This is a genomic window from Streptomyces avermitilis MA-4680 = NBRC 14893, from assembly GCF_000009765.2.
Taxonomy (GTDB): Bacteria; Actinomycetota; Actinomycetes; order Streptomycetales; family Streptomycetaceae; genus Streptomyces; species Streptomyces avermitilis.
Genome location: NC_003155.5, coordinates 4,020,592 through 4,041,415, shown reverse-complemented (window position 1 = coordinate 4,041,415; position 20,824 = coordinate 4,020,592). Strand labels below are relative to the sequence as shown.

The 20,824-nt window shown below is 70.1% G+C and carries 19 protein-coding genes; 9 read left to right on the top strand and 10 right to left on the bottom strand.

The genetic code is table 11. From position 1 onward, the window contains the following. The first annotated feature begins 38 nt into the window (after positions 1-38). Positions 39-911, top strand: coding sequence for an LLM class flavin-dependent oxidoreductase (locus SAVERM_RS16790; RefSeq protein ID WP_010984673.1), 873 nt, complete (start codon positions 39-41; stop codon positions 909-911). Between the two features lie 48 nt (positions 912-959). Beyond that, the gene (locus tag SAVERM_RS16785; protein WP_037644989.1) at positions 960-1,448 is read left to right on the top strand and encodes a GNAT family N-acetyltransferase; all 489 of its coding nucleotides are present in this window, start codon (positions 960-962) and stop codon (positions 1,446-1,448) included. A 42-nt stretch (positions 1,449-1,490) separates the two neighbouring features. Here SAVERM_RS16785 and SAVERM_RS16780 read toward each other — a convergent pair whose 3' ends face one another. After that, the gene (locus SAVERM_RS16780; protein WP_037644990.1) at positions 1,491-2,003 is read right to left on the bottom strand and encodes a DinB family protein; all 513 of its coding nucleotides are present in this window, start codon (positions 2,001-2,003) and stop codon (positions 1,491-1,493) included. Positions 2,004-2,078: 75 nt separating this feature from the next. Between SAVERM_RS16780 and SAVERM_RS16775 the strand changes: the two genes are divergently transcribed. Continuing rightward, positions 2,079-2,939 (top strand): class I SAM-dependent methyltransferase, encoded by an 861-nt coding sequence (locus SAVERM_RS16775; protein ID WP_010984670.1) that lies wholly within the window; start codon positions 2,079-2,081, stop codon positions 2,937-2,939. Positions 2,940-2,996: 57 nt separating this feature from the next. On the opposite strand, the gene SAVERM_RS16770 is transcribed toward SAVERM_RS16775, so the two are convergent. Both SAVERM_RS16770 and SAVERM_RS16765 read right to left on the bottom strand, forming a co-directional pair. Continuing rightward, positions 2,997-4,157, bottom strand: coding sequence for a winged helix DNA-binding domain-containing protein (locus SAVERM_RS16770; protein WP_010984669.1), 1,161 nt, complete (start codon positions 4,155-4,157; stop codon positions 2,997-2,999). 457 nt (positions 4,158-4,614) lie between these two features. Continuing rightward, positions 4,615-4,950: a DUF192 domain-containing protein gene (locus SAVERM_RS16765; protein ID WP_037644992.1), complete on the bottom strand. Its 336-nt coding sequence runs from the start codon at positions 4,948-4,950 to the stop codon at positions 4,615-4,617. Positions 4,951-5,865: 915 nt separating this feature from the next. On the opposite strand from SAVERM_RS16765, the gene SAVERM_RS16760 reads away from it, so the two are divergent. The 4 genes from SAVERM_RS16760 (at position 5,866) to SAVERM_RS16745 (ending at position 10,862) form a co-directional block, all read left to right on the top strand. Further along, positions 5,866-6,639: an isoprenyl transferase gene (locus tag SAVERM_RS16760; protein WP_010984667.1), complete on the top strand. Its 774-nt coding sequence runs from the start codon at positions 5,866-5,868 to the stop codon at positions 6,637-6,639. 301 nt (positions 6,640-6,940) lie between these two features. Then, a complete protein-coding gene (locus SAVERM_RS16755; protein WP_010984666.1) occupies positions 6,941-8,266 on the top strand; it encodes a PhoH family protein in 1,326 nt (441 codons plus the stop codon). A gap of 407 nt (positions 8,267-8,673) precedes the next feature. Then, the gene (locus SAVERM_RS16750; protein WP_010984665.1) at positions 8,674-9,387 is read left to right on the top strand and encodes an aggregation-promoting factor C-terminal-like domain-containing protein; all 714 of its coding nucleotides are present in this window, start codon (positions 8,674-8,676) and stop codon (positions 9,385-9,387) included. A gap of 152 nt (positions 9,388-9,539) precedes the next feature. Then, complete coding sequence (locus tag SAVERM_RS16745) at positions 9,540-10,862, top strand: AI-2E family transporter (protein WP_010984664.1); 1,323 nt, start codon at positions 9,540-9,542, stop codon at positions 10,860-10,862. A gap of 85 nt (positions 10,863-10,947) precedes the next feature. Here the strand turns inward: SAVERM_RS16745 and SAVERM_RS16740 are convergent, their stop codons facing one another. Beyond that, positions 10,948-11,481 (bottom strand): alkyl hydroperoxide reductase, encoded by a 534-nt coding sequence (locus SAVERM_RS16740; RefSeq protein WP_010984663.1) that lies wholly within the window; start codon positions 11,479-11,481, stop codon positions 10,948-10,950. A 6-nt stretch (positions 11,482-11,487) separates the two neighbouring features. Beyond that, on the bottom strand, positions 11,488-12,042 hold the full coding sequence (locus tag SAVERM_RS16735) for a peroxiredoxin (protein WP_010984662.1): 555 nt from the start codon (positions 12,040-12,042) through the stop codon (positions 11,488-11,490). A 171-nt stretch (positions 12,043-12,213) separates the two neighbouring features. On the opposite strand from SAVERM_RS16735, the gene SAVERM_RS16730 reads away from it, so the two are divergent. Further along, positions 12,214-13,224, top strand: coding sequence for a LysR substrate-binding domain-containing protein (locus SAVERM_RS16730; protein ID WP_010984661.1), 1,011 nt, complete (start codon positions 12,214-12,216; stop codon positions 13,222-13,224). Between the two features lie 60 nt (positions 13,225-13,284). On the opposite strand, the gene SAVERM_RS16725 is transcribed toward SAVERM_RS16730, so the two are convergent. The 5 genes from SAVERM_RS16725 to SAVERM_RS16705 form a co-directional block, all read right to left on the bottom strand. Beyond that, positions 13,285-15,621: an ABC transporter permease gene (locus SAVERM_RS16725; protein ID WP_010984660.1), complete on the bottom strand. Its 2,337-nt coding sequence runs from the start codon at positions 15,619-15,621 to the stop codon at positions 13,285-13,287. Then, positions 15,618-16,304 (bottom strand): ABC transporter ATP-binding protein, encoded by a 687-nt coding sequence (locus tag SAVERM_RS16720; RefSeq protein WP_010984659.1) that lies wholly within the window; start codon positions 16,302-16,304, stop codon positions 15,618-15,620. Before SAVERM_RS16720 ends, SAVERM_RS16725 begins: the two co-directional genes overlap by 4 nt. Next, the gene (locus SAVERM_RS16715; protein ID WP_010984658.1) at positions 16,301-16,828 is read right to left on the bottom strand and encodes a PadR family transcriptional regulator; all 528 of its coding nucleotides are present in this window, start codon (positions 16,826-16,828) and stop codon (positions 16,301-16,303) included. The genes SAVERM_RS16720 and SAVERM_RS16715 overlap by 4 nt, the downstream gene beginning before the upstream one ends. A 148-nt stretch (positions 16,829-16,976) precedes the next feature. After that, entirely contained in the window at positions 16,977-17,240 is a 264-nt protein-coding gene (locus tag SAVERM_RS16710) for a type II toxin-antitoxin system antitoxin (protein WP_010984657.1), read from the bottom strand. Next, the gene (locus SAVERM_RS16705; protein ID WP_010984656.1) at positions 17,237-18,184 is read right to left on the bottom strand and encodes an SPFH domain-containing protein; all 948 of its coding nucleotides are present in this window, start codon (positions 18,182-18,184) and stop codon (positions 17,237-17,239) included. Before SAVERM_RS16705 ends, SAVERM_RS16710 begins: the two co-directional genes overlap by 4 nt. Before the next feature lie 282 nt (positions 18,185-18,466). Between SAVERM_RS16705 and SAVERM_RS16700 the strand changes: the two genes are divergently transcribed. Further along, positions 18,467-20,800 (top strand): transglycosylase domain-containing protein, encoded by a 2,334-nt coding sequence (locus tag SAVERM_RS16700; protein ID WP_010984655.1) that lies wholly within the window; start codon positions 18,467-18,469, stop codon positions 20,798-20,800. Positions 20,801-20,824 lie beyond the last annotated feature (24 nt).

Below are 20,824 nucleotides of genomic sequence, written 5' to 3'. Positions count from 1 at the left end.
TGTTGTCCCGTGCCGCCCCCGCTCGATAGGAAGTCCGCATGACTGCACTCGGCGCCGTGTTCCGTCCCCAACTGCCCCCCGAGCGGCTGCGCGCGATCGCGCGGCTCGCGGACGACTGCGGGCTCGAGGAGTTGTGGCTCTGGGAGGACTGCTTCCTGGAAGGGGGGATCTCGGCCGCCTCCGCCGCGCTCGCCTGGACGGAACGTCTGCGCGTGGGCGTCGGTCTGCTCCCCGTGCCGCTGCGGAACGTCGCCGTGACCGCGATGGAGACCGCCACGCTCGACCGGCTGTTCCCCGGCCGGGCGGTCGTCGGCGTCGGCCACGGTGTGCAGGAGTGGATGGGGCAGGTCGGTGCGCGCGCCGAGTCACCCCTGACGCTGCTGCGGGAGTATCTCGACGCGTTGCGCGCACTGCTGCGCGGCGAGCGCGTCACCACGGACGGCCGGTACGTCACGCTCGACCGCGTCGCCCTGGACTGGCCGCCGGCGGACGCCGTGCGCGTCCTCGCCGGTGCCACCGGTCCCCGCTCGCTGCGGCTGTCCGGCGAGGCGGCGGACGGGACGATCCTCACCGCCGCCACCTCCCCGGAGGGCGTACGGCAGGCCCGTCGGCTCATCGACGAGGGACGGGAGTCGGCCGGTCGTACCGGCCCGCACGAGGTCGTCGTCTATCTGCACACGGCGACCGGCCCGGACGCCGCCGCCCGGCTGCGCGCCGAGATCGAGGCGAACGGTGAGGACCCGGCCGTGGAACACGGAGTCGCCGGGGACGCCGCCGAGGTCGCCAAGGCCGTCCGGCGCCTCGCCGACGCGGGCGCTGACACGGTGATCCTCCAGCCCACGGCCGACGAGTCCGACCCCGAGGGCTTCATCCGCTTCGCGGCCGGGGAAGTACGCCCGCTCGTGCCGTAACCACAGCTCACCGGCCGTTGTCAGTGCCCGGTGCCACACTCACCCGACATGAGCGACGACAACGTGGACAACGCGGGCGACGTGGAAGACGTACAGCTGCGGTACGTGACCGAGGCCGACCTCGAGGTCTTCCTCGCGTACGAGCACGATCCGGAGGCCGTCCGGCGGTCGAGGTTCACGCCCCGGCCGCGCGAGGCCTTCATGACCCACTGGAAGGAAAGGGTCCTCGGGGACGACACCGGTCTCGTGCTGACGGTCACCGTGGACGGCGACCCGGCCGGCAACATCGTGGCCTGGTGGGAGGGCGAGCGCCGCTTCATCGGGTACTGGCTCGGCCGCCCGTACTGGGCCCGTGGCATCGGCAGCCGGGCGCTGGGCCTGTTCCTGCGCCGCGAAAGGACCCGCCCGTTGTACGCCGACCCCTTCCACGGCAACACCGCGTCCGTACGCCTCCTGGAAAAGCACGGCTTCCGCCGCACGGGCACGGTCCGCCACGGGGAGGACGAGCACATCATGCTCGTGCTGGACGACGCCTGAGCCCGGCCGCCGCCACCCCGTCCTCCCGCACCTGCCACGGCATCACCCGGGCCGGTGATCCCCGGTCGCCCCGTCGATCAGCTCCCGCAGGATGTCCATGTGCCCGGCGTGCCGGGCCGTCTCCTCGACCATGCGGATCAGGACCCAGCGCAGGGAGACCCGCGTGCCGTTCCACGACGTGCCGAGGTCGTCCAGGGACAGCTCCGCGATCGCGCGGTCGGCGGCGGTGCGGGCGCGGCCGTAGAACTCGATGATCCCGTCGGTCGTCTCGTCCGGGCCCGCGCGCATGTCCTCCTCGCTGAACGGGTCGAACCACAGCGGCTCCACCTCCCGCCCGAACGTGCGGCAGAACCAGCCGTACTCCACGGACGCGAGATGCTTCACCAGGCCCAGCAGACTGGTACCGGACGGCGTCATCACCCGCCGCCCCTGCTCGTCGTCCAGCCCCGCCAGCTTCCACAACACGGCGTCCCGGTGCCGGTCGAGACTGGCGTGCAGACTCTCTTTCTCGCCACCGGTGTACGGCACCCGGACTACTCCTGGATTCGCGGTCATGGCCGGAACCTAGCAGCGGGCACCGACAACGAAATGGGGTCGCGCCTCCGCACCCCCGTTGAGAGGATCTCGGCCATGACCACGAGCCGAGCGGGCCGCACCAGCCATACCAGCCGCACCGGCGGTGCCGGTGGTGCCGGTGGTACCGGTGGTGCCGGCGGTACCGGTCACACCGGCCGCACCTTCGAAGACCTCGTCGCCGAGGCCGCGGCCGCGTCCGTCGACGGGTGGGACTTCTCCTGGTTCGAGGGCCGTGCCACCGAGGAGCGGCCGCCGTGGGGGTACGCGCGGGCCATGGGGGAGCGGCTGGCGGGTGCGTCCGCCGCGCTCGACATCCAGACCGGCGGCGGCGAAGTCCTCGCCTGCGCACCGGAGTTGCCCCCGCTCACGGTCGCGACCGAGGGCTGGCCGCCGAACGTCGCCAAGGCCACCGCCCTGCTCCACCCGCGCGGCGCCGTGGTCGTCGCCTCCCCGGAGGACGCGCCGCTGCCGTTCGCGGACGCCGCCTTCGACCTCGTCACCAGCAGGCATCCGGTGCGCACGTACTGGGACGAGATCGCCCGCGTCCTGCGCCCCGGCGGCACCTACTTCTCCCAGCAGGTCGGCCCCGCGAGCGCCTACGAGCTCGTCGAGTACTTCCTCGGCCCGCAGCCCGAGGAGAACCGCACGGCCCGCGACCCGGAGCGCGCGCGGACCGCCGCCCGGAAGGCCGGCCTGACGGTCACCGACCTCCGCCCGGTACGCCTGCGCATGGAGTTCCACGACATCGGGGCCGTCGTCCACTTCCTGCGCAAGGTGATCTGGATGGTCCCGGACTTCACGGTCGAGGCGTACGAGCCCCAACTCCGCTCCCTGCACGAGAAGATCGGGAGCGAGGGCCCGTTCCTCGCGCACAGCACCCGCTTCCTGATCGAGGCCCGCAAACCGCAGGCATAGATCACGGCCCACGGCGCACAGCCCACGGGACCGCGGGCCACGCCCACGGCCCACGGTTCACGCATGCGGCCCCGTCGTCACCTCCCCCACCACCAGCTCGGGCTTCGCCTCCAGCACCTCGCCCATCCGCTCCACCTGCTCGCCCAGTTCCTGTTCCTGTCGTGCCGTCAGCCGGCCCAACGCCTCCACCGTCACGGTCGTACGCCGCCCCTGACGCCGTTGATGCCACACCCCGGCCACCACCCCGTCGACGAGGAGCACCGGATAGTTGCCGGCCTGGCCGCGCGCGAGCGCCCGCTGGTACGACGCGCCCGGGAACAGCAGTTCGCGCGGCTGGGCGGCGATGCCGTACGGGTCGAAGTACGGCAGCAGCCGCACCCCGCGCACGGCCTCCGCCGGGAACCGGGTGTCCCCGGCGTCCACCCAGGCACTCGCCCCCTCGAACCGGACCTCCTCGATCTCCCCGGCCCGGGCCAGCGCACCGAACACGCCGTCCGCCCACCCCTTCGACGTGGCGGCCCACTTGGCGAAGTGCGCGGGCGTCGCCGGACCGTAGGCGCGCAGATGACGCCGTACGAGAGCGGCGACCGCCTGCTGTGCGGTGACTTCCGCGTCGGGCCCGATGCGCGCGGGGCGGGTGTACGTCACCTTGCGGCCGCGCTGGGGGCCGAAGCACAGCGCGCCCGACTGGCCCGCCCGGTGCATCACCTGGCGCCAGCGCGGCCACATGCCCTGGAACGCGGGCATCACCAGGTCTCCGGCCCAGGGCCCGGTGCGGGCGACGACCTCGTCGTTCAGCTCGTCGATGGTCAGGAACGCACCGTCGAGCGCGTCGCCGATCGCGGTCACCACCTGCTCCGCCTGCTCGTCGGTGAGCCGGACGTCCGGCGCGAACGGGCTCGGACGGGACGGGATCGCGCGGAGCGCCGCAGTCCAGAAGGGGAGTTCGGCGCTCGGGAGCAGATGGACGGTCCCGCGCGGCCCGTACGTCTTCACGAGCGTCCGGTCCTCCCACAGCGCCGCCCGTACGTCCGCCCGGGTGACGCCCTCGGCCCGTATCCCCACCGACAGCTCGGCCGCCGACAGCACCTGGGCGTGCGCGCCCAGCATCGCGCCGACCACCTCCGCGACGGCGCTGCCGGCCGGCGCGGGATCAGCCAGGAACTGCCGTTGCATCCGCCGTGCGCTCGCCTCGTCCCACGTGATCTTCAAGGTCATGCGGCGACGTTAGAAGGCAATGAGGTCAGATCCTGACCGCTTGGGTGATCCTTCCGGGCGCCGCACGCGCCGCACGCGCCGCACGCGCCGCACGCGCCGCACGCGCCGCACGCGCCGCACGCGCCGCACGTGCCGCACGCGCCGCGGTACCCGCGCTTCGGGGGAGTTGCTCCGGCACATCGGGGTGAATGGGGTGATCAGAATATGGCGGAACAGGTCGCTGGAAATCATCCTTGATCCACACAGTCCGCACGACCTGAACGAGTTCAACCCTCCCTGCTCTCCACGGATCCCGGCGAGAACCGCAGGTTTTCCGCATCGTTACCGAGGGCGGCTCGCTTCGCCGTGCCCCCTCACGTAAGTTCAGACCAAGGTAATTCGCGTGAGCAAAGCTGCGCGAGTGGCATCGCGCAGTGGAGGGGGCTGCGCGATGCCGCGTGCACCGGCTGACGCGGCGTCACCCGCCGCGTACGGCGACCCGCACCCCACGCCGGACCCCCCACCGCTCCATCGCCCCGGCCTCCGCCTCCAGGACATGCCGGGCCCGCGGTCGCGGCCGTCCGATCCGGCCCGGACGCATGGTCCGCACCGCCAGGACCCGCAGCTCGCGGTCCAGATAGGCGACATCGACCGCGAACCGCATCCCCAGGGTGTGCACCGAGTTCGCCGGGCTCAGCAGCAGTGCCCCCTCGATCCCCTCGCGCCTCAGCAGCCCGCGCCGCCGGGCGCGGGCCGACTTCGCGAGCTCCAGCGGGACCGGTTCGGGTGTCCCGGGGGTGGTGAACGTGGCCATGGCTGCGAAGTTAGCGCCGGCGTCAAGCGGGCGTTCCCGGCGCGTGTCACCCGCCCGGAGTACGCCGGGGCGTGTCGCCGAAAGATCTACAACTGTGCGCAAATCCTCCGGATTATTTCTGATTCCGAACGATTCCCTTGGAATCCGCTGCGATTCGGCCATGATCCCGCCCGGAATGAACGCCTCCGCGGCCACCGTCGCGTCGCCGGGCAACTTCGGAGAGTAGTTGTGGCACGCCGATGCACGCAGCATCACTTACGAAGGGTTATGGTGGAAACCCCCCCTCGGGCCGGTCCGTCTCCCCCCCACGGACCGGCCCGTTTTTTGTTTCCCTCCCGCCCCAGGCCGGTGAGCGCCCCCCTGCGCCCCCCCCCACGGGCCCGGAGGGCCCCGGTCGCAGCGGGCAGTGATGTCGTTCAGCCCGCTCAGTCGGCCTGCCGCCCCCATGTCGCCCGCCGGACCGGTGCCCAGGGACTCACGCAGGGACTCACCCGGGGACCGCCCGGAGAGCCGGCACGTCGAGCGGCTGTCGCCTCCGGCCCAGCCGCTGATCATCGAGTGCGAGGACCGGTGGATGAGGGGACGTACGCCCATTTCGGTGAGCGGCCGGGCGTTTCGGCGGTCCGCTCACTGGTGCAGGAGCGGATGTCCGCATACAGCGCCCTGCCCTGCCGGACACCGACGTCAGGCCGCCCGTCGCCTCCTCGGGCGGGGTGTCCGGATCGATGCCGGCACCACGTAGGGCCCCGCACACCCCTTGGCGTGCCCGTGACACCCCTTGGCGGAGCCACGCCTCCCCGGGGGTAGGCTTCGCCCCCGGGGACCGCCATACGGACAGGCCCCGAGGACCGCCATCCGGACAGGGATCGCCCTCGGCCGCGCCTGTCCGATCCGTACGGAGGGGCTGACAATCACGTGAACCTGCGGGACAACCTGCGCCGCCTGCTGGTCAGGTTCTATGCACGCAGGGTGGAAGGCCATCTCGACCACGACCAGGTGCCCAAGCACATCGGGGTCATCATGGACGGCAACCGCCGCTGGGCGAAGGCGGCGGGCTCCACCACCGCCCAGGGACACCGGGCCGGGGCCGACAAGATCGAGGAATTCCTCGGCTGGTGCTCGGAGACCGATGTCGGGGTCGTCACCCTGTGGCTCCTGTCGACGGACAACTTCGACCGTCCGCAGGAAGAACTCGGCCCGCTGCTCGGGATCATCGAGGGGGTCGTACGCACCCTCGCCGCCGACGGCCGCTGGCGCGTGCACCACGTGGGCACGCCGGACATCCTGCCCTCCCAGATGCAGAACGCGCTCAAGGAGGCCGAGGAGACCACCGCGCACGTCGACGGGATACTCGTCAACGTCGCCATCGGCTACGGCGGCCGCCAGGAGATCGCCGACGCCGTGCGCTCGATGCTCCTCGACGCCCACGAGAAGGGCACGTCGATCCCGGACCTCGCCGACGCCGTCGACGTCGACCTCATCGGCAAGCACCTCTACACCGGCGCCCAGCCCGACCCGGACCTGGTGATCCGGACGAGCGGCGAGCAGCGGCTGTCCGGTTTCATGCTGTGGCAGACCGCTCACTCCGAGTACTACTTCTGTGAGGTCTTCTGGCCGGCCTTCCGCAAGGTCGACTTCTTGCGCGCCCTGCGCGACTACGCGGCGCGACACCGGCGGTACGGGAACTGACCCGCACACCACCGCCGGGACAGTAGTAATAGGGAGTTCATCAGTGCGCCGTCATATGCCGTGGCATGGCAGCGCTTGTTCGAGGGCATAAGGCAAGGAGGTCGACACCCGAACCACGGGTGTCGTATCTCAGCGGGCGGCTCGGGGCCGTCCGCCCGGGAGGCCCTTTGCACCAGCCCGACCGTGCGGTCACAGCGCGGACGAAGCGGAGGGCCGGTCCACGGCCCGTGCATCGCGGCCGTCGACCGGTCCAGATCTCCTTCGTCGCTCCCCGACCTCATCCGAGGGGGTACGTCCTTCCGTGGTGACCAGCACAAAGCGCCACAAGCCAGACCGGCGCACCTATGTTCTCGACACCAGCGTCCTGCTGGCCGACCCGCACGCTCTGAACCGCTTCGACGAGCACGAGGTAGTGCTGCCGATCGTCGTGGTCACGGAGCTGGAGGCCAAGCGGCACCATCCCGAACTCGGCTACTTCGCCCGGCAGGCCCTGCGCCTCCTCGACGAGTTCCGGGTCCGGCACGGTCGCCTCGACGCCCCCATTCCCATCGGGGAGCTCGGCGGGACGGTACGCGTCGAGCTCAACCACTCGGACCCCAGCGTGCTGCCCAGCGGCTACCGCCTGGGGGACAACGACTCCCGCATCCTCGCGGTGGCCCGCAATCTGCAGGCCGAGGGGTACGACGTCACCGTCGTGTCGAAGGACCTCCCGCTCAGGATCAAGGCCTCGTCCGTCGGTCTCCTCGCCGAGGAGTACCGCGCGGAACTCGCCATCACGGGCTCCTCCGGCTGGACCGGGATGGCCGAGCTGACCCTGGCGGGCGAGCAGGTGGACATCCTCTTCGACGAGGGACACGTGTATGTCCCCGAGGCGGCCGACCTTCCCGTGCACACGGGCCTGACGATCCAGTCCGAGCGGGGCAAGGCCCTGGGCCGCGTCACCTCGGAGGGGAACGTCCGGCTGGTGCGCGGCGAACGGGAGGCGTTCGGGATCAAGGGGCGCAGCGCCGAGCAGCGCATCGCGCTCGATCTTCTCCTCGACCCGGACATCGGGATCGTGTCGATGGGCGGCCGGGCCGGCACCGGCAAGTCCGCGCTCGCGCTGTGCGCGGGCCTGGAAGCGGTGCTGGAGCGGCGTCAGCATCAGAAGGTGATGGTCTTCCGGCCGTTGTACGCGGTGGGCGGGCAGGAGCTCGGCTATCTGCCCGGTTCCGAGTCCGAGAAGATGAGCCCGTGGGCGCAGGCGGTCTTCGACACCCTGTCCGCGGTCACCAGCCGCGAGGTCATCGAAGAGGTCACCGCGCGCGGGATGCTGGAGGTCCTTCCGCTCACCCACATCCGCGGCCGTTCGCTGCACGACGCGTTCGTGATCGTGGACGAGGCCCAGTCGCTCGAACGGAATGTACTCCTGACCGTTCTGTCCCGGATCGGGGCCAATTCGCGGGTCGTTCTGACCCATGACGTGGCGCAAAGGGACAATCTGCGAGTGGGGCGGTACGACGGTGTCGTCGCCGTGGTGGAGAAGCTGAAGGGACATCCGCTCTTCGCGCACGTCACGCTGACCCGGTCCGAACGGTCCCAGATTGCGGCCCTTGTGACCGAAATGCTGGAGGACGGGCAGGTCTGACGGGTTCGACAACCGGCTTCCAATTAAGGCCGGTTATCCGATAGTTGGCGCCGTCCAGCAAAGGCAGAGAGCCTAGCTGGGCGGCGCTTCGGCGTGTGGGGCTTTCCGGATTTCCCTGGGGTCAAACGGCATGTGAGCTTTCACACGCAACGCAGAATTGCCTCGCGGTATCCGGGTGCGGCAGAGTCTCCTTCCTGTCAGGCCCCGCATACGACACACCTGTACCCCCAGCGGTACGGCACAGCAGAAGCACCAGAACTCCATAGAGCCGTCGTATGCCGCCCGAGTACCACGCGGCGCTCCCCTCAAGGGAGTTGCCCACCGGGCCCGCGCCTCCCGTGACCAAGCAGTTGGGAGGCCAGCGTCAAGGGCACGATTGCGTCCGCAAGGGTCACCTGTGGCGGGCGATGCTGGAAGGAAACCGTGTGAGCCGGATTTCGGTCCGGGGATTCGCAGTGGCTTCGGCCACCGCGGTCACCGCTGTCGGCGCCGTGACTGGTGTTGCCTCGGGCAGCACCGGGCAGCCCTCGAGCGACGCCGAAGCACTGGCGAGCGACTCGACGCTTCTCGCGGACATCCCCGCGGGTCAGCAGGCCCAGGTACAGACCGCATCCCTGACGCAGCAGGCCGACGCACAGGCCATCGCCGCGGATGCGAGCGCCAAGAAGGACGCCGAGGCGTCGGCCCGCAAGCAGGCAGCCGAGGACGCGGTCGCCAAGCAGAAGGCCGCGAAGAAGGCGGAAGCCGACGCGAAGGCGCGCAAGGAGGCCGAGACCAAGGCCAGCCGCGCCTCGGTCCGCTCCACCAGCTTCCCCGTCCAGGGCTCGTACACCATCGCGCAGATCCAGGCGATGGCGACCCAGATGGTGCCGAGCGGCCAGTTCCAGTGCTTCAGCAACATCGTGGACCACGAGTCCAGCTGGAACTACAAGGCGGTCAACGCCTCTTCCGGCGCCTACGGTCTCTTCCAGGCGCTGCCCGGCTCCAAGATGTCGTCCGTCGGTTCCGACTGGCAGACCAACCCGGCCACCCAGATCAAGTGGGGCCTCAACTACATGGACAGCCGCTACGGCAGTCCGTGCGAGGCCTGGTCCTTCTGGCAGGCCAACCACTGGTACTGAGCCGACCGCGGCCCCGGCCGCCGCTCAACCTCCCGAAGCCCCTCACCGTCTAAAGGTGAGGGGCTTCGGTCGTGGGAGCCCCGGCCATGTACGGTCGGAACCGACGACTCCAGGGGGGAGTGGTGGGGAGCAACGGGGGAAGAGGACGGATCATGTCGAAGGTGCCACGGTGGATCGGCCGGCTCGGCGCCGGACTGACCGAGATGGGTGAGCGGTTGGACGAGCGCCGCGCCGAGGTGGAGAAGGAGACGTCCGACGCGCCGTCGGACGGCTCGCCCCCGGTTCCCGCTCAGACCCCGGACCACGTCCCGCCCCCTCCCGAGTACGCTCCCGCCGTCTCCGCCCGTCCCGATCCCGCCGTGGCCGTGCCGTGGGGGATGAGGGTCGCGGCGGAGGCCGGTTGGCGGCTGCTCGTACTCGCGGGCACCGTCTGGGTGTTGATGCGGGTCATCAGCGCCGTACAGCTGGTCGTGCTGGCCTTCGTGGCCGCGCTGCTCATCACGGCACTGCTTCAGCCCACCGTGGCACGCCTGACCCGTCACGGCGTGCCGCGCGGCCTCGCGACCGCGCTGACCGCGATCCTCGGCTTCGTCGTGATGGGTCTGATCGGGTGGTTCGTGACCTGGCAGGTCATGGAGAACATCGACAACCTCTCCAACCAGGTCCAGGACGGTATCGACGAACTGCGGAAGTGGCTGCTGAACAGCCCCTTCCACGTCACGCCCAAGCAGATCAACGAGATCGCGAAGAACCTGCGCGAGGCCGTCGGCGCGAACACGGACCAGATAACGTCCGCGGGTCTGGAGGGCGTCACGGTCATCGTCGAGGCGCTGACCGGCATCCTGCTCACCATGTTCTCGACGCTGTTCCTGCTCTACGACGGCCGGCGCATCTGGGAGTGGACGCTGAAGCTGGTGCCGTCGGCGGCCCGGCCGGGCGTCGCGGGAGCGGGGCCGCGGGCCTGGCGGACGCTGACCGCGTATGTGCGCGGCACGGTGATAGTGGCGATGATCGACGCGATCTTCATCGGCCTGGGAATCTACTTCCTGGACGTCCCGATGGCCGTACCGCTCGCCGTCTTCATCTTCCTCTTCGCGTTCATCCCACTGGTGGGCGCGGTGGTGTCGGGCGCGCTGGCGGTCGTGGTGGCGCTGGTGACCCAGGGCGTCTTCACGGCGGTGCTGACGCTGGCGGTGGTGCTCGCGGTCCAGCAGATCGAGGGCCACATCCTCCAGCCGTTCATCCTGGGCCGCGCGGTCCGTGTCCACCCGCTGGCGGTGGTGCTGTCGGTGGCGGCCGGCGGAATGGTCGCGGGGATCGGCGGTGCGGTGGTGGCGGTGCCGTTGGTGGCGGTGACGAACACGGTGGTCGGGTCCCTGCGTTCGTACTCCCAGGACCGGGCCGTACGCCAGGCCACGACGGCGACCCCACCGGCGCAGACCCCGACCGAGCCGTCCGAGGCGCCGGCGTCGTAGCGGCCTTCCCTCGCCACGGCGGGGGCGGGAAACACATGGGCCCCGCCCACCACAAGGGTGGACGGGGCCGCACGCCGCGTAGGAACTACTCCGCGAGAACCGCCTCGGCGTCCAGCGTCGTACCGACCGCCTGGATCACCGCCGCGATCTTGAACGCCTCCTGGATCGTGTCCCGGTCGACGCCCGCCTTGCGGAGCACCTGCTCGTGGGAGTCGAGGCACTGACCGCAGCCGTTCACCGCGGACACCGCGAGCGACCACAGCTCGAAGTCGACCTTCTCCACACCAGGGTTGCCGATGACGTTCATCCGCAGCCCGGCGCGCAGCGTCCCGTACTCCGGGTCGGACAGCAGGTGCCGCGTGCGGTAGAAGACGTTGTTCATCGCCATGATGGCCGCGGCCGACTTGGCGGCCGTGTACGCCTCCGGCGACAGGTTCGCCTTCGCCTGAGGCTCCAGCTCGCGCAGCACGCGCGGCGAACGCGACGCGATCGCGCACGCCAGCACCGTGCCCCACAGCTGCTGCTGCGGCAGGTCGGAGTTGCCGATGACCGAGCCCAGGTTCAGGCGCAGGTCCTTGGCGTAGTCCGGTACGGCGGCCTTCAGTTCATCGAGAGCCATGGAAGATCACTCACCAGCCAGCAGCGCGACCGGGTCAAGGGTGGTCTCGCCCTTGGTCCAGTTGCACGGGCACAGCTCGTCGGTCTGCAGGGCGTCGAGGACCCGCAGGACCTCCTTGGGGTTACGGCCGACGGAGCCGGCGGTCACCATGGAGAACTGGATCTCGTTGTTCTGGTCGACGATGAAGACGGCGCGCTTGGCGAAGCCGTCCTCGCCCTCGATGCCGAGGTCGCGCATCAGCTCGTGCTTCGAGTCGGCCATCATCGGGAACGGCAGGTCACGCAGGTCGTCGTGGTCCTTGCGCCAGGCGTGGTGCACGAACTCGGAGTCGCCGGAGAAGCCGAGCACCTGGGCGTCACGGTCGGCGAACTCGTCGTTCAGCTTGCCGAAGGCCGCGATCTCGGTCGGGCACACGAAGGTGAAGTCCTTGGGCCACGCGAAGATGACCTTCCACTGACCCTCGTAGGTCTTGTGGTTGATCTGCTGGAACTCATTGCCCTTCTCCAGCGAGACACAGGCGGTCAGATCGAACTCGGGGAACTTGTCACCGACAGTGAGCACACGCTCTCCTTGCAGCGAGGAGACACCCCTTTTGAGGGTGTATCCCATGGGTTGGACGCTGTTGATGTTGGCACAAGGCGCATTGATTAGTGAAATAGCTACACTGGGTCGTGTTGATCGGTGACAGCTATCAGTGACGATGGGTGAGGGATACGCGTGAGGGGTACGGCCATGGCCGGGACCAGGACGAACGGGCGGCGCCAGCCCAGCCTCGCCCAGCTGCGGGCCTTCGCCGCCGTCGCCGAGCATCTGCACTTCCGCGACGCGGCCGCCGCGATCGGCATGAGCCAGCCCGCGCTGTCCGGCGCGGTCTCCGCCCTGGAGGAGACACTCGGGGTGACCCTCCTCGAGCGTACGACCCGCAAGGTCCTGCTCTCGCCCGCCGGTGCCCGTCTCGCCGTACGCGCCAAGGCGGTGCTCGACGAGGTCGGCGCGCTGATGGAGGAGGCCGAGGCGGTACGCGCCCCGTTCACCGGGGCCCTGCGGCTCGGGGTGATCCCCACCGTCGCGCCGTATCTGCTGCCGACCGTCCTCAGGCTCGTCCACGACCGCTACCCCGACCTCGACCTCCAGGTCCACGAGGAACAGACCGCCAACCTGCTGGAGGGCCTCGCGGTCGGGCGGCTCGACCTGCTGCTGCTCGCCGTGCCCCTCGGTGTGCCCGGCATCGTCGAGCTTCCGCTGTTCGACGAGGACTTCGTGCTCGTGACCCCGCTCGACCACTGGCTCGGCGGCCGGGAGGGCATCCCGCGCGAGGCGCTGCGTGAGCTCAACCTCCTGCTGCTCGACGAGGGCCACTGCCTGCGCGACCAGGCCCTCGACATCTGCCGGGAGGCGGGCCGCGCGGACGCCCCGGTCACCACCACCGCGGCCGGCCTGTCCACCCTCGTCCAACTCGTCGCCGGCGGCCTCGGCGTGACCCTGCTGCCGCGTACCGCGGTCAAGGTCGAGACGACCCGCAGCGAGGAACTCCTCACCGGGTACTTCGCGGACCCGGCACCCACCCGGCGCGTGGCCCTCGCCATGCGGGCGGGCGCCGCGCGGGGCGCGGAGTACGAGGAGCTCGCGGACGCCCTCCGCGAGGCCCTGCGGCCGCTGCCCGTACGGGTCCTGGGCCGCGACGACCGAGCCGCGACGGCCGGCCCGAGTCCGTTGCCCGGTACGGGACTACGGCGTTTCTGAGTCCGGACACGGCGGTGGGCCCCTCCGGCCGGGAGGGGCCCACCGCCATGTCCGGGACCGCTACTCCGCGCGCAGCCCGTCCGGCCGCATCAGCCGCAGCAGCGGCGGCAGGCTCAGGGCGGTCACCAGCAGCACGACTCCCGCGCCGCTGCCGGTCATCGTCAGCAGGCTCGACCAGTCCACGCGCACCGAGACGTCCGTCATCCGCTGGAGGACGATGCCCAGAGTCAGACCGACCACCGACGCCAGTACGAGACCCAGCGCGATCGGGATCGCCGTCTGCCACAGCACCGAAAGGCTCAGCGTGCGGCGCCGGGTGCCGAAGGCGACCAGGGCGGACAGCAGCTTCTTGCGTTCGCGCAGCTGCTCCAGCTGCGAGACCAGCAGGCTCGCGCCGATCAGGAACAGCACGCAGGTCGCGCCGACGGACAGGCCGGTGCGGATGGACGCGTAGCTCGTGTCCCTCGTGGCCGACGCCCAGGTCCAGGCGTGGGCGAGCGGGTGGAGCTTCGCCGTGGTGTTGCGGACGTGTTCGTAGACGTCCGGCACCGACTGGTCGATCTGCAGAAAGGCGCTGCCCTCGATGGCGGGCACGGCCTTCGCGGGCACCGCGCCCGGGGTGAGCAGGAAGCCGCCGCGCTCGCTGTTCGTCGGGTCCTTGCGGACCCCGGCCTTCTTGATGTCCCGCGGCACCGTCCAGGGGACCTGCCTGTTCGCCACGGCCCCGCTGTAGGAGGGGTCGATGTAGATGGTGCGGCCGGGCCTGGCCAGCTTCCGTAGGTCCGTGTCGTACTCGGCGTCCGTGACGGCGAAGACGTCACCGTCGTGGCACGTCGGCAGCTTGGCCACCTCGCGCAGCGACGCGCAGTCGCCGACGGTCATCGACGTGGACAGGTCCGCGTCCTTCTTCTTGTCGCCCGTCGAGGCCGAGCCGATCGCGGTGACCCGCTGTACGCCCTTGGTCCGGGCGAGCTGCTCGCGCGCCTGGTCGAGCGGGACGTCGTACGGCAGGCGCACCTCCATCTGCGCCCGCATGACATCGTTCGTCGACGCCTTGGTGTAGTCGCCCTCGACGCCGGCGAACAGCATCTGCAGGGCGATCGCGCCGGCCACCGCCACGGCGACGCCATTGACCATGCGGGCCGCCGAGCCGCTGCTCAACTGCAGTCGTCGCACGGCGAGTTGCCATGCCACGCCACCGCTGCCCAGCCGGCCGACCACCGTCTCCACGATCCAGGGCAGCAGCGCCGTGACGCCGACCAGGAGCAGCAGGACGCCGCCGATCACCAGGTACTGGTTGAAGTTCCCGCTGGTGTTGCCCTGCCCGATCATCGGGTAGAGCATCGCGAGCCCGCCCACCGGCAGCAGCAGCCGCCACCACAGCCGACGCCGCGCGGGCTTGGCCGTACGCACCACACCGAGCGGCTCGATGACGACCCCGCGCAGTGCGAACAGGGTGACGAGCACCGCGGCGCCGGGCACCGTGACGGCGATCAGCGCGGCCAGCGCTGGAGTCGGGTTCAGATAACTCGGGAAGACGCTCTGGCCGAAGACCTCGACGGAGCCGGCGACCTCACGGGCCAGCAGGAAGAAGACCGTGCCGAAGACGAGCCCGAGCACGGCGCCCCCGAGCGCCTCGCCGGCGGCGATCCGCCGGGTCATCCGACTGTCGGAGCCGACCAGACGCAGCGCCGCGAGCCTGCGGTCGCGCCGCTCGCCGCCGAAGCGCACGGCCGCGGCGATGAAGACGCCGACCGGCATCAGCAGCACCACGAAGACGACGAGGATCAGCAGGAGCAGCACCGGGTCCAGCTTGTCGGGCGGCCCGAGCGGCTGTCCGAAGTGGTCGATGCGGGTGACCTCGGAGCCGTTGATCCGCGGGGCGAGGTCATCGGCGCCCGAGTAGAAGGAGAGTTCGGCCGAGCCGATGAGGCCGGGCTCGCCGATGGTGCCGATGACGCGGTACGGCAGCCGCTCGCGCAGGAGTTTCCCGTTGCCGGACTTCAGGAGGTCGGCCAGCGCGGGCGAGACCACCATCTCACCCGGCTTCGGCAGCTTCCGCACACCCGGCGGCAGCGGCGCCCGGGGCCCTTCGGCCTCCAGCTCCCGTCCGCGGATGGCCTTGTCGCGGTACTCGTCGTCGACGCGCGCGACCAGCAGGGTCCGGTCGGAGGCCTTCGGTATGTGTGTGTTGCCGTAGGTGATGTCCGTACGGGCCGTCTCGCGGTCGCTCCGGGCCTGCAACGCGCTCGGTATCGCGGTCGTCATCAGGAGCAGGGCCACCCCGAGCCCGACCCCGACGGCCGTGAGCACGGCCCGCATCCAGCCCTCGCGTCCGCCGGTGAAGGCGAATCTGGCCCCCATGGCCAGGTCTCTGGACCACTGACGCACCCTCATACGATGCGCTCCATGTCCCGGGACCTGCCGTCGCGTACGACGATCTCGCGGTCCGAGTACGCGGCGACCCGCGCCTCGTGCGTCACGAGTACGACGGCGGCGTTGGTGGAGCGGGCGGCCTCGGTGAACAGCTCCATCACGCGTTCGCCGTTGAAGGAGTCGAGGGCGCCGGTGGGCTCGTCGGCGAACAGCACGCGCGGGCTGGTGACGAGGGAACGGGCGACGGCGACGCGCTGCCCCTGGCCGCCGGAGACCTCACCGGGGCGCTTGCCCTGGAGGTCGTCGACCTCCAGGCGCTCCATCCACGACAGCGAGATCCGCTCGGCCTCCTTGCGGCCGGTGCCGTTCAGCCGCAGCGGCAGGGCGACGTTCTCCACGCACGTCAGCTCCGGCACGAGCTGCCCGAACTGGAACACGAACCCGAACTCGGAGCGCCGCAGGGCGCTGCGCTCGGTGTCGCTCATACCGGCCATCTCGCGCCCGTTGTAGGTGATCGAGCCGGAGTCGGGCGGCACGATGCCGGCGAGGCAGTGCAGCAGGGTCGACTTGCCGGAGCCGGAGGGGCCCATCACCGCGACGACCTCGCCGGGGTGGATCGAGAACTCGGCGCCGTCCAGAGCGGTCGTCGCACCGTACGTCTTCCGCAGATCCGTCGCGGCCAGCAGAGAACCAGCAGGAGTCATCGGGTCGTCACCGCCTCGGCGAGTTTGTCGAGGCGCGCCGCGGTGAGCTCCAGCCACCGCAGATCCGCCTCCAGATGGAAGAGGGCATGGTCGCAGATGAGCTGGTCGGCCAGATCACCCTTGCGCTTGCGGTCGGTGAGGATGCGCATCATGCGCAGATGCTCGGAGCGCTGCGTGTCGAGGATCTCGGACGCGTCGCGGTGGGTGAGCAGCGCGAGGACGACCTTGGTGTAGAGGGTCGACTGGAGATACGGCTCGGGCTTCTCCGGGGTCGCGAGCCACTGCTGCACGTCGGTGATCCCGGCGTCGGTGATCGCGTACCGCTTGCGCTCGGGGCCGCCGCCGGCCTCGATCCCGTCGACCTCGACGAGGCCGTTCTTCAGGAGGCGGGACATGGTCGAGTAGACCTGGCCGTAATGCAGCGGCCGGTCGTGACCGAACTTTTCGTCGAAGGCCCGTTTGAGGTCGTAACCGTGACAGGGCCCGGACTCGAGGAGCCCTAGGAGCGTGTGACCGATGGACATGCGGAGCACACTACACACGGTGTATACGCCGCATGTATACGCGCAGTGTCTAGGTGGTGCCGGGGCGTACGAGAGTGCAGGTGGGGCCGATTGTCACAGTTCTGCGACACGCCATCGGCCCCCTCCCCGGTGATGAGGAGGAGGCCGTTCAGGTCGAGGAGGGTCCGGGGGTGGAGCCTCCCGGGGGCCGACCCCGGCGGGGGATCGGGCCGGCTTCCCCCGGCAGGCGGCCGGCCTCCGCGAGAGCGCGCCGCAGCAGGAACTCGATCTGCGCGTTCGTGGAGCGCAACTCGTCCCCGGCCCACCGCGCCAGCGCCTCGTACACGAGCGGATCCAGCCGCAGCAGCACCTGCTTGCGCTGCTGCTGCGGCCGCCGCCCCGGCGAAGGGGTGCCCTCCGAAGGAGCCGTCACTGGTAGAGGGTGCCCGTGTTCAGGACGGGCTGCGGTGCGCGGTCCCCGCACAGCACCACCATCAGATTCGACACCATCGCCGCCTTCCGCTCGGAGTCCAGCTCCACGATGTCCCGCTCGGTGATCCGGGCGAGCGCCGCCTCGACCATCCCGACCGCGCCTTCCACGATCTGCCGCCGCGCCGCGACGACCGCCCCGGCCTGCTGTCGCTGGAGCATCGCGGAGGCGATCTCGGGAGCGTACGCGAGATGCGTGAAGCGGGACTCGATGATCCGCACGCCGGCCGCTGCCACGCGCGCGTGCAGTTCTATGGCGAGCTTCTCGGTGATTTCCTCCGCGTTGCCGCGCAGCGAGAGGCCGTCCTCGTCATGGGAGTCGTACGGGTACTCGATGGCGATGTGCCGCACCGCCGCCTCGGTCTGAGTGGCGACGAACTCCCGGAAGTCGTCCACCTCGAAGGTGGCCTGCGCGGTGTCCTCGACCTTCCAGACCATGACCGCGGCGAGCTCGATCGGGTTGCCGTAGGCGTCGTTGACCTTGAGGACGGGGGTCTCGTGGTTGCGTACGCGGGTCGAGATCTTCGTGCGCGAGGTGAAGGGGTTCACCCAGCGCAGGCCGTCCTGCCGGATCGTCCCCCGGTACCGCCCGAAGAGCTGGACGACGCGGGCCTCACCCGGCGCCACCGTGTTCAGACCGCACATCGCGAGGAAGGCCGCGATGGCGATCAGGATGCCGCCGACGATCAGTGCGGCCTTGGCGCCGGTCGCGGCGAGTGTCGTCGCGCCCGCGATCATCCCGGCGCCGAGGAGCAGTCCGACGAGCCCGAGCAGCAGCGCGAGGCCGCCACCGATGCTGTGCGCGGCGAACTCCCGCACGCGCGGTGCGGGCATCTCGGGTACGTCGGCGGCGGGTGTGGAGTCGTGCGTGGAGTCGTGCGTGGACATGGCGGTCCCCCGATTCGTACGGCATGCGGTTCGGCATGCGGTTCGCTGCGGCACGGTGTGCGTGCCGCTTAGCTTCAATCTAGCTAAGTGATATCACATTAGCCAACACGGCAACCTTCCACGCCCCAGAGCGGTCGGTTCTGATGGGGCAGGTGCTGATTCTCACGTCCGTAAAAGACGGGATCGACGGCCCTTTGTCATATCGCGCGGTGTTAGCTTTCTGAGCTGACCTGTGCGACGAACCTGTGTGACACGCGAGAAGGAAGCGGAGCGGACGGACCCATGGGACGAGCGGAAGAGAGACGAGCGCGGCAGCGCGGTGGCCGCCGCGCGGCGCCCCAGGGCTCGTCGAGGACGGCTGCCAAGAGCGCCGGCGCCGGCAAGGGCCGGATACGCAGGCTGTTCACCTGGAAGAAGATCCTCGGCACGCTGTTCGGCCTGTGCCTGCTGGGCATGGGCGCCTTCATCGTGCTCTACATGATGATCAGCGTCCCCAAGGGCAACGCGGACGCCAAGCTCCAGAGCAACGTCTACGAGTACAGCGACGGCTCGCCCCTCGCCCGCACCGGCACCCGCAACCGTGAGATCGTCGACCTCTCCGAGGTGCCCAAGGGCGTCCAGCGGACCTTCGTCGCCGCCGAGAACAAGTCCTTCTACAAGGACTCCGGCGTCGACTTCAGGGGCACGGCCCGCGGTCTGATCAACACCCTCTCCGGCAAGGGCAAGCAGGGTGGTTCGACGATCACCCAGCAGTACGTCAAGAACTTCTACCTGAGCCAGGACCAGACCGTCACGCGCAAGCTGAAGGAACTGGTCATCTCGCTGAAGGTCGACCGCCAGAAGACCAAGAGCCAGATCCTCGCGGGCTACATCAACACCAGCTACTACGGCCGCGGCGCCTACGGCATCCAGGCCGCCGCCCAGGCGTACTACCGCGTGGACGCCAAGGACCTCTCGGTAAGGCAGGGCGCGTATCTCGCCGCGCTGCTCCAGGCCCCGAACCAGTACGACTGGGCCATCGCGACGGACACCGGCAAGAAGCTGGTGAAAGACCGCTGGAACTACGTGCTGGACAACATGGTCGAGGAGCACTGGCTGGACTCCGGCAAGCGCGAGGGCATGACGTTCCCGACGCCCAAGCCCCCGAGGGCGGCGCCCGGCATGGAGGGGCAGACCGGCTATCTGGTGGACGCGGCCAACGCGGCGCTGATGAAGCAGCTCGTCGCCCAGGGCGCCGCCTCCGACCTGGGCACCGCCGAGGCGATGGTCAAGGCCGGCGGCTGGACCCTCACGCTCAACATCGACAAGAAGAAGCAGGACCAGCTGGAGGCGGCCGTCAAGGCGAAGCTGACCAGCAAGCTGAACGCGAAGAAGCGCCCGGTGGACGGCGACGTCCAGGCCGGCGCCGCGTCCGTCGACCCGAAGACGGGCAAGGTCCTCGCGCTCTACGGCGGCCAGAACTACGTCAAGCACTACCTGAACAACGCGACCCGCCGCGACTACCAGCCCGCCTCCACCTTCAAGCCGCTGATCTTCGCGGCCGCCCTGGACGAGGGAGCCAGCACGCAGGACGGCAAGGCGATCAACGCCAACACGATCTACGACGGCACGAGCAGGCGCCCCGTCCTGGACAACGGCGACAAGGTCGGGTTCGCGCCGCCCAACGAGGACAACCGCAGCTACGGAAAGGTCACCGTCCAGCGGGCCATGAACGCGTCCATCAACTCCGTCTTCGCGCAGATGGGCGTCGACGTCGGCATGGACGACGTGCTGAAGGTGGCGGGCAAGCTCGGCATGGACACCAAGGGTCTCGAGGCGGTGCCCGCGCAGACCCTCGGCTCGATGGGCGCGAGCCCGCTGGAGATGGCGGGGATCTACGCGACCCTCGACAACCACGGCAAGAAGGTCACCCCGGCCGTCGTGAGGTCGGCCGAGCACAAGGACCGTCAGGTCAAGTTCCCGGACCCGATCGGCGACCGGGTCATCACCCGCGAGGCCGCCGACACGGTCACGTCCGTGCTGACCGGCGTGGTCGACGACGGTACGGCCCAGACCTCGGTGGCCCAGGCGGCGGACCGGCGCGGCCAGCAGGTCGCGGGCAAGACCGGTACGTCCGACAGCAACAAGTCGGCCTGGTTCACCGGCTACACGCCGAACCTGGTCACCTCGGTCGGTATGTTCGGCGAGAGCGCGAAGAACCAGAGCCAGGTCACCCTGAAGGGCGCCACGGGTCTCATCCCGGGCAGCGGCCGCATCAACGGCGGCGGCTATCCGGCGCAGATCTGGGCCGCGTACACCTTCGGCGCGATGGGCAAGGTCACCAAGTTCGACCTGGAGACCACCCAGGGCGCGGCGATCGAGCCCACCGTGACGCCGACCCTCACCCAGTCGCCGAGCGACTCGCCCTCGTCGTCGCCGACGACGAAGAAGCCGACGACCACGCCGCCCAGCACGTCGACGACCCCGGCGAGCCCGTCGACCTCGCCGACGACCAAGGGGCCGAGCAACACGCCGACGGGTACGACGACGACCCCGACGGACGGACTGCCGGACGATCCGGTCAATCCGAACGACCGGAACGGTCTGAGGAACCAGAACGATCCGACGAGTCAGTGAGTCCCGGCGGCTGCCTGACATGAA

What these genes read in the sequence shown, in the direction of transcription:
- SAVERM_RS16730 (WP_010984661.1), top strand. Translation starts at nt 12,214, where the DNA reads ATGGCCGGGACCAGGACGAACGGGCGGCGCCAGCCCAGCCTCGCCCAG.
- SAVERM_RS16745 (WP_010984664.1), top strand. Translation starts at nt 9,540, where the DNA reads ATGTCGAAGGTGCCACGGTGGATCGGCCGGCTCGGCGCCGGACTGACC.
- SAVERM_RS16775 (WP_010984670.1), top strand. Translation starts at nt 2,079, where the DNA reads ATGACCACGAGCCGAGCGGGCCGCACCAGCCATACCAGCCGCACCGGC.
- SAVERM_RS16725 (WP_010984660.1), bottom strand. Translation starts at nt 15,621, where the DNA reads ATGAGGGTGCGTCAGTGGTCCAGAGACCTGGCCATGGGGGCCAGATTC.
- SAVERM_RS16705 (WP_010984656.1), bottom strand. Translation starts at nt 18,184, where the DNA reads ATGTCCACGCACGACTCCACGCACGACTCCACACCCGCCGCCGACGTA.
- SAVERM_RS16765 (WP_037644992.1), bottom strand. Translation starts at nt 4,950, where the DNA reads ATGGCCACGTTCACCACCCCCGGGACACCCGAACCGGTCCCGCTGGAG.
- SAVERM_RS16700 (WP_010984655.1), top strand. Translation starts at nt 18,467, where the DNA reads ATGGGACGAGCGGAAGAGAGACGAGCGCGGCAGCGCGGTGGCCGCCGC.
- SAVERM_RS16770 (WP_010984669.1), bottom strand. Translation starts at nt 4,157, where the DNA reads ATGACCTTGAAGATCACGTGGGACGAGGCGAGCGCACGGCGGATGCAA.
- SAVERM_RS16750 (WP_010984665.1), top strand. Translation starts at nt 8,674, where the DNA reads ATGCTGGAAGGAAACCGTGTGAGCCGGATTTCGGTCCGGGGATTCGCA.
- SAVERM_RS16720 (WP_010984659.1), bottom strand. Translation starts at nt 16,304, where the DNA reads ATGACTCCTGCTGGTTCTCTGCTGGCCGCGACGGATCTGCGGAAGACG.
- SAVERM_RS16780 (WP_037644990.1), bottom strand. Translation starts at nt 2,003, where the DNA reads ATGACCGCGAATCCAGGAGTAGTCCGGGTGCCGTACACCGGTGGCGAG.
- SAVERM_RS16740 (WP_010984663.1), bottom strand. Translation starts at nt 11,481, where the DNA reads ATGGCTCTCGATGAACTGAAGGCCGCCGTACCGGACTACGCCAAGGAC.
- SAVERM_RS16715 (WP_010984658.1), bottom strand. Translation starts at nt 16,828, where the DNA reads ATGTCCATCGGTCACACGCTCCTAGGGCTCCTCGAGTCCGGGCCCTGT.
- SAVERM_RS16790 (WP_010984673.1), top strand. Translation starts at nt 39, where the DNA reads ATGACTGCACTCGGCGCCGTGTTCCGTCCCCAACTGCCCCCCGAGCGG.
- SAVERM_RS16785 (WP_037644989.1), top strand. Translation starts at nt 960, where the DNA reads ATGAGCGACGACAACGTGGACAACGCGGGCGACGTGGAAGACGTACAG.